The sequence below is a fragment of the Eubacterium album genome (genome assembly GCF_025336545.1).
Lineage (GTDB): Bacteria > Bacillota > Clostridia > Lachnospirales > Lachnospiraceae > Eubacterium_U > Eubacterium_U album.
In genome coordinates this window covers 262,146-276,320 of record NZ_JAODBU010000004.1, presented here as the reverse complement: position 1 = coordinate 276,320, position 14,175 = coordinate 262,146, and the positions used below count along the sequence as shown (strand labels likewise).

At 32.4% G+C, this 14,175-nt stretch carries 14 protein-coding genes; 5 read left to right on the top strand and 9 right to left on the bottom strand.

What is annotated here, in order from left to right:
* Positions 1-162: 162 nt before the first annotated feature.
* The 8 genes from trpS to N5B56_RS05705 all read right to left on the bottom strand — a co-directional run bounded on the left by trpS (position 163) and on the right by N5B56_RS05705 (position 7,094).
* Positions 163-1,245, bottom strand: coding sequence for a tryptophan--tRNA ligase (gene trpS / locus N5B56_RS05740; protein ID WP_260978550.1), 1,083 nt, complete (start codon positions 1,243-1,245; stop codon positions 163-165).
* A 132-nt stretch (positions 1,246-1,377) separates the two neighbouring features.
* Positions 1,378-2,286 (bottom strand): DMT family transporter, encoded by a 909-nt coding sequence (locus N5B56_RS05735; protein WP_158562659.1) that lies wholly within the window; start codon positions 2,284-2,286, stop codon positions 1,378-1,380.
* A gap of 74 nt (positions 2,287-2,360) precedes the next feature.
* Positions 2,361-3,620: a hypothetical protein gene (locus N5B56_RS05730; protein WP_117909888.1), complete on the bottom strand. Its 1,260-nt coding sequence runs from the start codon at positions 3,618-3,620 to the stop codon at positions 2,361-2,363.
* A 20-nt stretch (positions 3,621-3,640) separates the two neighbouring features.
* The gene (locus tag N5B56_RS05725; protein ID WP_117909887.1) at positions 3,641-4,051 is read right to left on the bottom strand and encodes a PTS sugar transporter subunit IIA; all 411 of its coding nucleotides are present in this window, start codon (positions 4,049-4,051) and stop codon (positions 3,641-3,643) included.
* 100 nt (positions 4,052-4,151) lie between these two features.
* Positions 4,152-4,958 (bottom strand): PTS system mannose/fructose/sorbose family transporter subunit IID, encoded by an 807-nt coding sequence (locus N5B56_RS05720; RefSeq protein WP_243003034.1) that lies wholly within the window; start codon positions 4,956-4,958, stop codon positions 4,152-4,154.
* Positions 4,945-5,718, bottom strand: coding sequence for a PTS mannose/fructose/sorbose/N-acetylgalactosamine transporter subunit IIC (locus N5B56_RS05715; protein ID WP_117909886.1), 774 nt, complete (start codon positions 5,716-5,718; stop codon positions 4,945-4,947). The genes N5B56_RS05720 and N5B56_RS05715 overlap by 14 nt, the downstream gene beginning before the upstream one ends.
* 21 nt (positions 5,719-5,739) lie before the next feature.
* The gene (locus N5B56_RS05710) at positions 5,740-6,219 is read right to left on the bottom strand and encodes a PTS sugar transporter subunit IIB (protein WP_117909885.1); all 480 of its coding nucleotides are present in this window, start codon (positions 6,217-6,219) and stop codon (positions 5,740-5,742) included.
* 50 nt (positions 6,220-6,269) lie between these two features.
* A complete protein-coding gene (locus N5B56_RS05705) occupies positions 6,270-7,094 on the bottom strand; it encodes a Cof-type HAD-IIB family hydrolase (protein ID WP_117909884.1) in 825 nt (274 codons plus the stop codon).
* Positions 7,095-7,461: 367 nt separating this feature from the next.
* Here N5B56_RS05705 and N5B56_RS05700 point away from each other — a divergent pair, with 367 nt between their 5' ends.
* The 5 genes from N5B56_RS05700 (at position 7,462) to dut (ending at position 12,770) form a co-directional block, all read left to right on the top strand.
* Positions 7,462-8,472 carry a PucR family transcriptional regulator gene (locus N5B56_RS05700; RefSeq protein ID WP_117909883.1) on the top strand — a complete coding sequence of 337 codons (1,011 nt, stop codon included), beginning with the start codon at positions 7,462-7,464 and terminating at the stop codon, positions 8,470-8,472.
* Positions 8,473-8,662: 190 nt separating this feature from the next.
* Positions 8,663-9,148 carry an acyl-CoA thioesterase gene (locus N5B56_RS05695; protein WP_022089248.1) on the top strand — a complete coding sequence of 162 codons (486 nt, stop codon included), beginning with the start codon at positions 8,663-8,665 and terminating at the stop codon, positions 9,146-9,148.
* 398 nt (positions 9,149-9,546) lie between these two features.
* Positions 9,547-11,673 (top strand): anaerobic ribonucleoside-triphosphate reductase, encoded by a 2,127-nt coding sequence (nrdD, locus tag N5B56_RS05690; protein WP_117909944.1) that lies wholly within the window; start codon positions 9,547-9,549, stop codon positions 11,671-11,673.
* Positions 11,674-11,759: 86 nt separating this feature from the next.
* Positions 11,760-12,302: an anaerobic ribonucleoside-triphosphate reductase activating protein gene (gene nrdG, locus N5B56_RS05685; protein ID WP_022089061.1), complete on the top strand. Its 543-nt coding sequence runs from the start codon at positions 11,760-11,762 to the stop codon at positions 12,300-12,302.
* Between the two features lie 24 nt (positions 12,303-12,326).
* Entirely contained in the window at positions 12,327-12,770 is a 444-nt protein-coding gene (gene dut, locus N5B56_RS05680; RefSeq protein ID WP_022089060.1) for a dUTP diphosphatase, read from the top strand.
* Between the two features lie 63 nt (positions 12,771-12,833).
* Here the strand turns inward: dut and spoIIP are convergent, their stop codons facing one another.
* Positions 12,834-14,111 carry a stage II sporulation protein P gene (gene spoIIP / locus N5B56_RS05675; protein ID WP_022089059.1) on the bottom strand — a complete coding sequence of 426 codons (1,278 nt, stop codon included), beginning with the start codon at positions 14,109-14,111 and terminating at the stop codon, positions 12,834-12,836.
* Between the last annotated feature and the right edge of the window lie 64 nt (positions 14,112-14,175).

Here is a 14,175-nt window from a genome sequence, read left to right as displayed (position 1 = left end):
AAACTTTAAATAACTTTTATTTCGGAGAATTTAAACAGCTTTATAACTCAGATATGAAATTTTTGTTCACTTTAATTTAAAACAAAAACCACATCTTTACCTATTTTCTTTTAGTTAACTTTAAAAATAGTATATCTGATGTGGTTTTTATATTTCTAAATCTTATTTATATTTTTTAATCTGTTCACTTAAAAATTCAGGATCTTCAAAATAATCAATCTTCATTGCATGTTTAACTTCGCTTAAAGTCTGTGCTGCTCTTTCCTGTGCAACTTCTGTTCCTTTTTTAAGGATTTCGTATACACCTTCGATGTCTTTTTCGTATTCTTTTCTACGTGCTCTGATTGGAGAAAGCTCTTCCTGGATAACATTGTTAAGGAACTTCTTAACCTTAACATCCCCAAGTCCACCTCTCTGATAATGAGCTTTTAATTCATCAAGGTTTGCATATTCAGGAAGATATTCTGCAAAATGTCCTTCATTTGAAAATGCATCCAAATATGTGAATACTGTATTTCCTTCAATCTTACCCGGATCTTCGATACGGATATGATCAGGGTCTGTAAACATAGACATTACTTTCTTCTTAACTTCCTTCTCATCTTCTGAAATATAGATACAATTTCCAAGAGACTTACTCATCTTAGCCTTTCCATCAATTCCCGGAAGTCTTAAGCATGCCTTATTGTCAGGAAGGAGAATCTGTGGTTCTACAAGTGTCTCACCGTATACTGAGTTAAACTTGTGAACAATCTCTCTTGTCTGTTCAAGCATCGGCATCTGGTCTTCACCAACAGGAACTGTTGTTGCCTTAAATGCTGTAATATCTGAAGCCTGACTGATTGGATATGTGAAAAATCCAGTAGGAATACTTGTTTCGAAATTACGCATCTGAATTTCTGATTTTACAGTAGGATTTCTCTGCAATCTAGATACTGTAACCAAATTCATATAATAAAATGTTAATTCTGTTAATTCTGTAACTGCTGACTGTACAAATATATTAGACTTAGCAGGATCAATTCCTACTGACAAATAATCAAGTGCAACTTCCATGATATTGTCTCTAATCTTTGCCGGATTATCTGCATTATCAGTTAATGCCTGTGCATCTGCAATCATAATAAAAATATCATCAAATTCACCTGAGTTCTGTAACTCTACTCGTCTTTTTAATGAACCTACATAATGTCCTACATGAAGTTTTCCTGTTGGACGGTCACCTGTTAAAATAATTTTTCCCATAACTACTATTTCCTATCTTCTATATCATTTTAATTTTATAAATTACTGTTTTTCCTCAAACACTAACATTTTCACATTATACCACAAATACTCTTTATGGGAAAGTTTCTAAAATATATTTCATACTGTGTTTCAAAAATACCTATTTTTTCTTTCAATATTTATTTTTTTCTTTTCTTTGACAGGCAAAACAACTAGGATTGTTGAAAAAAGAATTAAAAATATTCCCATTCCAAGTTTCCATGTCATTTCCTCTTTAAAAACAATCAATCCAATTATTACTCCTGTCAATGGTTCAAATGTACTCAGCAATGATGCAGTTAACGCACCACATAAAAAAGCACCTTTTTGAAATAATACCAATGCTATAACTGTTGCAAAAAATGCCAAACATATTTCTGCTAAAAATTCCTGCATGCTTCCTATAAATCTGAGTTTTCCAATAAATGCAGAAAATATTCCTGTCTCTATAGCAGCAAAAAAGCATAACCAAAAAGATATTAACATTACAGATTCACCCTTTAATTTAGATTTTTCCAATAATATAACATATAGTGAATATACTATTCCTGAAATTACAGCTAAAGCCATTCCTTTTACTCCAGCCTGCTTTTCCGGAGAATATAACATTATTATTCCCACTACGCACACTATAGCACACAAAACCTGTTTTTTTTCCATATTTGTTTTAAAAACTATAGCCATAATAATCATAACAGAAATAGGATAAGTAAAATGCAATGACGTTGCCAATCCTGAGTCTATGTAATTGTATGAAATATATAATAAAATTGGGGTAACTCCATATAAAATAGATAATCCCAATATTTTAATTAATTTGTCTTTACTTAACAGTATTTTTTTATTATAGAATCCTTTTATGATTATTGCCATAAATATACTCGCCCATAAAAATCTCCAAAATACAACCGAATAAGCATTACTACCACTTTTATACGCCATTTTTGTTAAAAAAGGCATTGTTCCAAAAAGAATTGCCGACGCAATTATATAGAGTTGTCCTTTCCAACTTTTTAACATTTTTTCCCTCTCTAACATAAAATATTAGACTCCGAAGTTTTCTATTTCTCCGGAGTCCATACACACAAAACTACTTACTTATATCTTTTCTTAATTAATTCAACCAAATCCTCCGTTATTTTTTCTGGTTCTCCCTGTCTAAATTTAGTGCTTCTTCCTTCATAGCATGTTTCGTATTCCTCTGACCTAACCATATATCCAACCATTCCATTTGTATATCCCCATATTATACAATATTTGGCTTTACTGGCTGCTTTTATTTGCAATCCGAAACATGAAAACAATTCAGCAGGTATCTGACATATCTCCAAATCTCCCAATCTTATTATCGATGCATCAAATTCATTTTTTACGTGTTTTTCATTATACTGTTGTTTTAAAAAAGTTAAACCACTTATTAATAGCTTTCTCTGATCAAAGTCTTTTTCAATTTTTAACTTTGCCACATCCTCACTTATTTCTTTTTTCAAATTTTCCATAGTGTCATTACTTTTGTCGAATTCGTCTAAATAATGATACTTATCTATTTTGATATCAGAAAATAATACCGGTTTATAGTCTCCTGCCATTCTCAATTGTGCAATTATTGCATCCCCTAATCTTTTAATCTCATCAAATCCAGCTTTTTTTCTATATTGTCTGTTTCCCATATCGCCACTTGCTCCTTGCATCATAAGTGGCGAAACACCCCATTCTTTCTCTATTGTCCTACTTAAATATCCAATAATGTCTGTTGTCAATTCAACACTCATTGGATCATTTACAGTTGCGTGACACGCTATGTTAAAACACCCTGCCACAATATTACCATTTTTATCAACAAACTTAATTTCTAATATATTTTTATCTTCAATACCTCCCTTGCCGTTTCGATTTCCATATAAACCATCGATAACTGTATTTCTAACGTAAGGTGTAACCTGTGTAAATCCTTTATTAAAGCACTCACTAACTGCTTCTTCAAACTTTTTGACTAAAAATTCCCTATATCCCGGAACAACTTTTACTTCATCCATTCCAAATGCATTTTCTTCTAATGTTTCAGGACCTGTATGGGTGTGAATTGTACCTATTATTATATTCTCATATGGTACATTGTACATCTTCTGTACAGATTTTCTCATAGTATCCGCTAATCTAAAATCTATTTCTATTATATCTATTTCTCCCCATACCATTAACTTGTTATTAATTTTGAATACTATTACAGTACACTCAAAACAATCATGAACTTTATTTGTTTTTTCGCTTCTCAAAGGATTTCCACTTACGAAGCATGGTAAGTAAGGTCCTGTGGGTGTGATTTTAACTGTACTTGTTGATACTAAAATCATAATAATTTCCTTTCTTAATTTTATTCATCTTCTTCATTCGCATCCGAACTTATTTCATTCACAAATTGTATTGTTTCTCTTGCTAATTTAACAGAGTTTGATAACTGCTCTTTGTTTATACATTCTTCAGGTAGTAACACAAGTTCCATTGCAAGAGGTGCATTTATACCTGTAATCAAAAATATATTTTCATTAACGTATGGGATAAATTTTTGATTTACACTTCCTGCTAAGACATCTGTCATTACAACGACCTTATCTTCTTTTGAAAATTTATCAAAGACTTTTTTAATTTCCTCTTCAATATTATAATTTTCCGTTACATAAGCCGAAATAGCATATACGTTTTCATTTACGGATGTTAAAAATTCTACTGTTTCCTTTAACCCATCTGCCATTCTATAATGTGATGCAAAAATATATCTAACCATAATTCCTCTCTCAACCTAAAAAATATTATCTTTTTCTAAAGGAAATTTCCCACAAAGAAATATACCTATTTCAATGTGTAGAAATTTCCCATTAGATATGTTATGCCAACAGTCCAGTTGCAGCACCTATACACCCAATAACTAATAAGCCTAAAATTATATATGTCAATTTAACGCCTTTTTTCAGCAATTTATAAACCACTACTGTTAAAGCCAACGGTAACATACAAGGTAATATTGCATCTAAAATATCTGTTTGTATATTCATAGACACATCTCCGTACTTAAACTTTAGCCCTGTTGTCATTGTTACTACACTTGGAATCATTGCTCCTACTACAAACAATCCTAAAATCGAAGCACATTCAGTAAAAGCATTTAACTTATTACCTATTGCTGAAATAAAGCTTGCTCCTAACTTATATCCATAATTCCACCACGATAGTCTCCAAATATAGAACACAACATATAATGTACACCATATAATTAATCCTATAGGGTTACCTTTAGTTCCCATATAACCGGCTATAGAACCAAATATTGTAGGTAATAATATCCATCCTAAAGAATCACCTACTCCAGCTAAAGGTCCCATTAGTCCTACTTTAAGTGACTGAACTGCATCCAAAGCCTCAAGTCCGTCTTTATCTTCCATTGCTAATCCAGCACCTAAAAGCAATCCATGAAAATATGGCATTGTATTATAATACTTAAACTGATTCATCATTGCCTTCTGATAATCATCATCATCAGGATAAATTTTTCTTAGTGCCTTTGCCTCTGCAAATGCTACTGCACCTCCAAGCTGTGTTTCATAATTAAACAGATTTACATTAATCCATGATCTTAATGCACAACGTCTTAAATCTTTTTTAGTCAATACTGGTGTTCTATCACTCATCTTCATCGAACCCTCCTTCCACAGAAACTGTTTCAGTTGTCGAAACAGCCTGTCTCTTGTAATACTCGTATGCTACTGCTGCACCTACAATAGCCACAGGCAATACACTCAAATTCATATATGCAACCAGCACAAAGCCAATTGCTACAAAGCCTATGTATTTCTTCGTAGGCATATATGTAAGTAACATTCCAATACCAATAACAGGTAACATTCCACATGCTATTGTTAATCCCCCTGTAAACCATTTTGGCATTGAATTAACTATAAAATCTGTTACATTTTCACCAAACGCTAAAATAATAAGTGTTGGTAAAGCTGCACTTAAGAAAAATAAAACAGGTCCTAAGTAAAGAATCCTCTCCATTTTTTTAAATTTATTTTCCATACAATATTTCTGTGCTTTTCTCACAACAAATCCATTAAGAATTTTTGCAATTACATCCATTTGCACTCCTAATGCTCCAGCTGCTATACCTACTGCAATTCCCACTGACATATCCTGCCCCGTGTGAATTGTAAGTGCAGTTGCAACTACCGCTGCCATTCCATAATTAGGAACACTTGAGCCACCAATTGCTGCCACACCAAGTGACATCAACTGTATACTTGCGCCAACTATCAAAGCAGTCTTCGGATCACCCATAACAGCACCTACCAGCACTGCATAAAACATATAATTGTCTGTTATAATCTGAGGACCATAGTTGTCTAAATACTGTAATCCTGCTATTACTGCCGCTGCGATTACAAATCCTATTGCCATTGTTTTTTCCTCCTACTTTCTTTATATTAATTTTTCCAACGGTTCAGGTTTATCATTTGGAACATACTGAACTAAAACTCTCGTGCCTTTTTCCATGATTTTTTTAAAGACAGATTCATCCTTTTTTTTCACATAAGCCCTTTTACTTACTTTTATACTTTCTGTATTTTCAGGCACTTCTGTTCCACCTAAAATTAGCGTTCCAATCTCATTTCCGTCCTCAATCAAATCTAAAATTATCTGCGGATCATTACATACAACAAAGACTTTCTGCCCATTGTATTTACCATTTTTAAAATTGGTATATGCAGTTTCTCTATTGATAATTGATAAAGAAACCCCCGACGGTTTTCCTATTCGCATTGCCTCCTTTAGCATTGGCGTATTAGCCGTTTTGTCATCAATTACCATAACTCTGTTTGCACCGGACTTTGGTGTCCACTGAGAAGCTACTATTCCATGTAACAATCTGTTGTCTAATCTTGCTAATGAAATTCCCATAATTTTCTCCTTTCCTGCTTTTAGTTTTTTTATTTTTAAATACATTCGTATCAACGAATTTCTCTATAAATATCCATAAGAAACTTTCCTACACCATCATTATTATTTTCTGTAATAACATACTTTGCACACTTTTTAACCTCATCTAAAGCATTTCCCATTGCCACTGGAATTCCTGCATAATTAAGCATTGATATGTCACTTTCGCTATCTCCAATTGCAACTACGCTTTTCCTATTAATTCCCAACTGTTCACATAACCACCCTAAAGCTATACCCTTACTAGTTTTTTTTGAACATGCTTCAACAGCCAATATGTTAGACTGCATAATTATTATTTTCTTATACTTATTCTTCAACCTCTTAATTTTTTTCACATCGCCAGGGCTGTTAAGTAATGTTCCTATTTTTTCAGGAATAATATTTTTCTCCATTATAATATCTATCAAACTTTCTTCATTCACACCTGATACTTCAAAAAATTCAGCAAACGTATTCAGTAAAAAATTTGTTATATTTTTTGTTGAATAATAAATTTTTTCGTTACTTACAAAATATGTAAATATTTGATATCTTTCCAATTCTTTTATTAAATCAATTGATTCAAATAAATCCATTGAAACTACTCTTAGATTTTTCTGTTTAACGCAATCTTTTATAATTCCACCATTCTCTCCAATAAAATATCTGATTCCAATTGGTTCAAGTTTCTTCTGAACAATATCATCATTTGACATCCTTCCGGATGTTGGCACAATGTATATACCTTTACTTATAATTTTCTCCATAACACGCATACTTTCAGGGGAAATCTTTTTGTTGTCATTTAATAGCGTGCCATCTAAATCTAATGCTATTAATTCTATTTTCTGCATGCAACCTCCTTATAATATGTTTTCACCTTCTTTTTAGTATATTCAAATATTAACACACAATTTCTGCATTTTATAGCATATAAAGCATAATATCATACTTTATTTTTGTGCTTACAGCACAATTTTATTGTGTTATAATGTATAATTATGAATACATTTTCGTGTATTAATCTGGCAAATCCGATTTTCTTCCCTAATGATTTAAAGGCAAAAAAGTCATAAAGTCTTTATCATAAAAAGAAATATATCTGATAATTAGGTTCTTTTATAACAATACCAAACTTAAAGACATATCATAAACTGCTATTTTATGCAGATTATGATATGTCACAAGCGCCTAATAAATACTTAAAAAGGAGATATTATCATGTCACTGACACTTGAATATTTTTATCAAAAAACAAGCACCAAATATAATTTAAAATTATTGACTACTTCTGTGAATCTTAATAAAGAAATAACTTGGGTATACCTTTTAGACGATATAAATAACAGTTCTTTTGTAAGAGGTGGAGAACTAATTATCACAACCGGTCTAACTACTAAATGCACTCAGAAACTAGACCATCTAATAAACGCGGCTTACATCAAAGGTTCCTGTGGTTTACTAATCAATACTGGTATGTATATTAAAGATGTTCCCTCTCGAATAATCGAATTTGGGGAAAAAAATAATTTTCCTATTTTTTCAATGCCATGGGACACTCATATAGCTGATATAATGCAGGAATATTGTAACGAAATTATTTCCGAGCAAAAAGTTGTTTTGCAAAAAAACAGTGTATTTCTAAGAAGTATTTTACGTTCTTCTTTAAAAGAAGATATACAGATTCTTAATCAATTCATAGGCTTTAGAGTTGTTGCCAGTAAAATACCTTTAACCATTCTACATTTTGCACAAATTGAACTTGATAATATTCATTATTATATTTGTTCCACTAATAGCATTATTTCTACCGATTGTAATATAGGCTTAAGTAATCATATTGAATCAATTGATTCAATGTACCAATACTATATGCAAGCCTATAAGGCTTTAAAAGTTTCATTTATAAAAGGACAAAATCTAATGCATTTTTCTGACATTGGACTTTACGACATATCTCTTTCTATTGATGACAAGTATGTTTGTGAATATGCCCATAAACTGCTTTCACCATTAAATGATAGTGAACTCTTAAATACTTTTCGTGTATATCTAGAATGTAATGGAAGCGTTAATTTAGTTGCTAATAAACTTTTTGTTCACAGAAATACAATTAATTATCGCATTCATCAGATAAAGGAGCAGTTATGCTTAGATTTAGACATACCTGAAAACAGATTAAAATATCTTCTTGCACTCTACATATGCGATTGTGATAATATTAACTTTTAATAATTATCTGCATAATTTAAATTTAACCTGAATTATTCGCAGAACAGACAGTATCTGAACTGACAATTGAACCATGAATATGAAAATTAATCCTTGCAGCCACTTTTACGGCATAGTCACGAATAATTCAGTATTAACAGTATTAACAATATTAATGATTAATTAACTATACAAAGGAGCGTGTTTATATATGAATAGAAAAAATATTAATGGAAAAACAGTTTCTTTTTCAAGGACTGAGCAGGTACATGTAATAAAGCCATGTGATTTAAATGGTGGCGGTCGTTTATTTGGTGGAGCATTACTTTCCATGCTTGATGAAATTGCCGGAATTGTTGCAAAGCGCCATTCCGGTTGCAATAATGTAACAACTGCTGCAATCGACCATTTAGACTTTAAAGATGGAGCCTATGTAAATGATTTGCTGGTAATTATCGGTTATGTAACATATACCGGAAACACTTCAATGGAAGTTCGCATAGATACTTATGTTGAAAATAATGAAGGAATGCGTCACCCTATTAACAGAGCTTTCTTTGTAATGGTTGCAATGGGCGCTAATAACAGACCAACAAAAGTTCCACCGCTTATCATTGAAAATGAATTTCAGCAGGCCGAGTGGGACTGTGCCCTTAAACGAAAAGAAAACCGAATCAAGATGAAGAATGATTTTTAATTTCATTCACATATGCAATATATTTTTCTCTTTAAATTTATAATTGCATTCAAATAAAATATATTTCACTTAATTAAATTAATTTATTTTTCACTTGACAATTTTTTATTTTCTGTTCCATCCCATTATTAAAGGCTCTCTTTTCTCAAACACTATATATTGTGTTTTTGTTTTTTAATTTTCGCAATATTTTGTAGACATTCGTTTAGCTTAGTGCTATAATCTAATGCATGCGAAAGAGTTAAACACCTTACTTGATTATCATAGTTTAACACATCGCTTTTTTATTGCCTAAAAACACAATGTATTTAATTGTGTTTAATATAGAACAGCATTATTATCGTATTTTTAATGCTGTATACATGATATATGAAAAGAAAGAAGGAACGAAAAAAATGATAAGTGTTATTAAACGTGACGGTCATAGAGCTACTTATGATCGTAACAAAATTGTATCAGCTATTCAGAAGGCGAACACAGAAGTCGACCAGGAAGAAAGAATTAGTGAGGAACAGATTTATAATATATTAGCTTCTATTGAAAACCGTGGTTTTGATGAGATGGCAGTTGAAGATATTCAGGATATTATTGAACAGAAGCTTATGGCCGAGAAGAAATTTGTTCTTGCAAAAACATACATCATTTATCGTTATACAAGAGAACTTGTTAGAAAAGCCAATACTACTGATGATTCTATTCTTGCATTAATTGGTAATACTAATAAGGATGTTATGGAAGAGAATTCAAATAAGAACGCTGTAGTTGCATCAACTCAGCGTGACTTAATTGCCGGTGAAGTTTCAAGGGATTTAACAAGAAGAGTTTTACTTCCTGAAAAGATTTCTAAAGCTCACGATGAAGGAATTCTTCATTTCCATGATTCAGACTATTATTTGCAACCTATTTTTAACTGCTGCTTAATCAATATAGGAGATATGCTTGATAACGGAACTGTTATCAACGGAAAATTAATTGAAAGTCCTAAGAGTTTTCAGGTTGCATGTACTGTAATGACTCAGATTATTGCAAGCGTTGCAAGCAGTCAGTACGGTGGACAGTCTGTAGACATTAAGCATTTAGGAAAATACCTTCGTAAAAGCCGTGAAAAATATACAAGAAATTATCTTTCAAAATATGGTGATAAGGTTGACCCTGAGACATTAGAATCATTTGTAAATGACAGACTTTATGATGAATTAAAGTCAGGTGTTCAGACAATCCAGTATCAGATTAATACTTTAATGACAACTAACGGTCAGTCACCATTTGTTACTCTTTTCTTAAACATCGATGAAAATGATGAATATGTAGATGAAGTAGCAATGATTGTTGAAGAGATTTTAAGACAGCGTTATGAGGGAATTAAAAATGAACAGGGTGTTTACGTTACTCCTGCTTTCCCTAAACTTATATATGTTTTAGATGAACATAACTGCTTAAAGGGTGGCAAATACGACTACATTACTAAGATGGCTGTTAAATGTTCTTCTAAGAGAATGTATCCTGACTATATTTCAGCTAAGAAAATGCGTGAAAATTACGAAGGACAGGTATTCTCATGTATGGGTTGCCGTTCTTTCCTTTCTCCTTGGAAAGATGAAAATGGTAATTACAAATGGGAAGGTCGTTTCAACCAGGGTGTTGTAAGTATTAATCTTCCACAGATTGGTATTATTTCAGGACAGGATGAAGAAAAATTCTGGCCACTTCTTGAAGAGAGATTATCTCTTTGCTTTGAAGCACTTATGTGCAGACATCATGCATTAGAAGGTACACTTTCTAACGTCAGCCCAATTCATTGGCAGTATGGTGCTATTGCAAGACTTGGTAAAAATGAACCTATTGATAAATTATTACACGATGGTTATTCAACTATTTCTCTTGGTTACATTGGTTTATATGAAGTAACTAAATTAGTTAAAGGAGTTAGCCATACAGACCCTAAGGGACTTGATTTTGCATTGCGTGTTATGAAACGTTTAAGAGCTGCTTGTGATTCATGGAAAGAAAACACAGGTATTGCATTTGGTTTATACGGAACACCTGCTGAATCATTATGTTATAGATTTGCAAGAATTGATAAAGAAAAATTTGGCGATATCAAGGATGTTACAGATAAGGGTTATTATACTAATTCTTACCATGTTGATGTTCGTGAAAAGATTGATGCTTTCAGCAAATTTACTTTTGAAAGTCAGTTCCAGTCTATTTCTTCAGGTGGTGCTATTTCATATGTTGAAATACCTAACATGCGTAACAACCTTGAAGCTCTTGAAGAATTAGTTAAATTTATATACGATAACATACAGTACGCTGAATTTAACACTAAATCAGATTATTGTCATGTATGCGGATATGACGGAGAAATTATTATTAATGATGATGGCGAATGGGAATGCCCACAGTGTCACAACAAAGATCATTCTAAAATGAATGTAACAAGAAGAACTTGCGGTTATTTAGGTGAGAACTTCTGGAATGTTGGTAAGACAAAAGAAATTAAAGCACGAGTTTTACATTTATAGTAACATATATTTCCTACAGGGCCTTTGCAATTAATTTGGCGAAGGCCCATTTTAATGTATTATTTCAATAAATTTGGAGGTTGCTTATGAATTACGCAGATATTAAGCGTTATGATGTTGCTAACGGTCCCGGAGTAAGAGTTTCCGTGTTTGTTAGTGGCTGTACTCACAGATGTCCCGGTTGTTTTAACGAAGAAGCTTGGGACTTTAACTTTGGAAAACCTTTTACACAGGAAACAATTGATTATATAATAGATTTGCTTAAACCTGATTTCTACAAAGGTATTACGTTTCTTGGTGGTGAACCTTTAGAACACGTAAATCAGCAGGGGCTTCTTCCTCTTGCAAGAAAGATTCGTGAAGTATATCCTGAAAAATCAATTTGGTGTTTTACAGGATATGATTTTGAAAAAGATGTACTCGGTCGAATGATTAATGAATGGCCTGAAACTAAAGAACTTCTTTCTTACATAGATGTTTTAGTTGATGGTGAATTTATCGAAGCTCAAAAAGACTTATCTTTAGTATTTAAAGGTTCAGCTAATCAAAGACATATATTAGTTCAGGAATCAATGAAATCCGGCTCTCTTGTATTATGGGAAAAACCGGAATATATTACTAACTTTTAATATTCATTATGAAAGGATTTAACTATGACAGCAAATATTAATATTAAGAAACTTAAAGATTCAGCAGTCATTCCAACATACGGCTCTGAATGGGCTGCCGGAGCTGATTTGTATGCATGCCTTGATACACCGGCAACAATTCTTCCAGGAAATACTGTTTTCATTCCAACAGGTATCGCTCTTGAAATTCCTGTAGGTTATGCAGGACTTATTTATGCCCGCAGTGGTCTTTCCTGCAAACAAGGTTTGGCTCCTGCAAACAAAGTAGGTGTTATTGACGCTGACTATCGTGGTGAAATTATTGTTGCTCTTCATAATCATGGTGATTCTGCAAAAACTGTAGAACCCGGCGATAGAATTGCTCAAATGGTCATCACTCCATTTTTAACAGCTAACTTTATCGAAACAGATGAATTAAATGATACTGTTCGTGGTGAAGGTGGTTTTGGTTCCAGCGGAAAAAACTAAATAAAATAACGCTAAGTTATATGGCATCTTCAATTTTTATACAAAAATCGAAGATGCCATTCTTTATTCTCCCCGCATTACTTTATCTATCAGTACAGCAAGAGGTTCTGCTGCATTTACGGCCTCCTGATATGTATTTGTCTGAGCGCCAATTTCAATAAGCATACACTGTCTGCACACTCCAAGGTTATATTCATATGCATTAATGTAATTTCGTCGTGTAAAATCAGGATAATAAGCTTCCGCAGCTAATTTCATCTGGAGCGTAAGTGCTAGATTTTCAAATAAATAATCATTATGCAAATAGCTTATATCTCCACTTTCCTTAAATCTTGACATTCCATTTAAAAACATTATTTTAGCTGTTGGTTTTCCATTTATTTCTGTCACAAGATGGGTATTGTCATTTACGCCATCCCTATGTATATCCAACACCAAAGATATTGAAGGATTGTCTTTTAATATCTTTTTTACACCTTTTTCAGACTGGGTATAGGCTTCATTTCTATCAAGTACGCCATTTACAATATCATATGTTGTTTTATCGTGGATTACATTGTATCCAAATTGTTTTGATAATACTTTTTCCAATCTGTTTCCCACACCTATGATGGTTGTATTTTTATCCTCTGAATTACTATTTGAAAATGTCTCCATGGAATGTGTATGATAAATTAATATCTGAGGCTTTTTATTATTTCCTTTTATTTTAAATTTTTCGCTTAACGCCTTATCAAGTGGCATATCACTTTCTCTTATTGTAGTAGCTGCTGTAACAGTGTAAAATCTTTCAATGACTTTTTTAAACGAGCCTAAATTATCCTTTGTATATTTTGTGCCTGTCATTTTAGGTATTGGAACTAATTCTTTCTTCGCTTCTTCTACTTTTGTCTGTGGTTGTGTAGTTGTCTCTTCCACGGTTTCTAGTTGCGTCGTTTCCGGTTGTTCAGTTGCATTAACTTTATCATAAATTAACTGCACAACCTGTTTATATCCCGGATCATTTGTATCATAAGAATATTCACTTCCATTTATATACTCTGTTACTACCGATTCTAAAATTTGTTTCTTCATTTCTTCTGACAAATCGCCATGATTCTCCATATATATCATATACTGCGTTAATATGCTTGTATTTTCAATAATTTCTCCCACAAGAAAATTGGCTGTCTGCACGGCAGCCTCATTAATATTTCCTTTTGCTTTGTCTTTAACAATTGTATTAATGCATTTACTTGCTATATATATACTCAATACTATAATCAGTACTGACACAATTACCTGAAATGTCTTTTCTTTTACATTTAATCGCCATCCGTTTACATGTATTCCCTGCTGCACGCTATCACCTCAACATTTTGTATTGATTAGCAGTATAATGGTAAAAACCTTTATCCACACAATC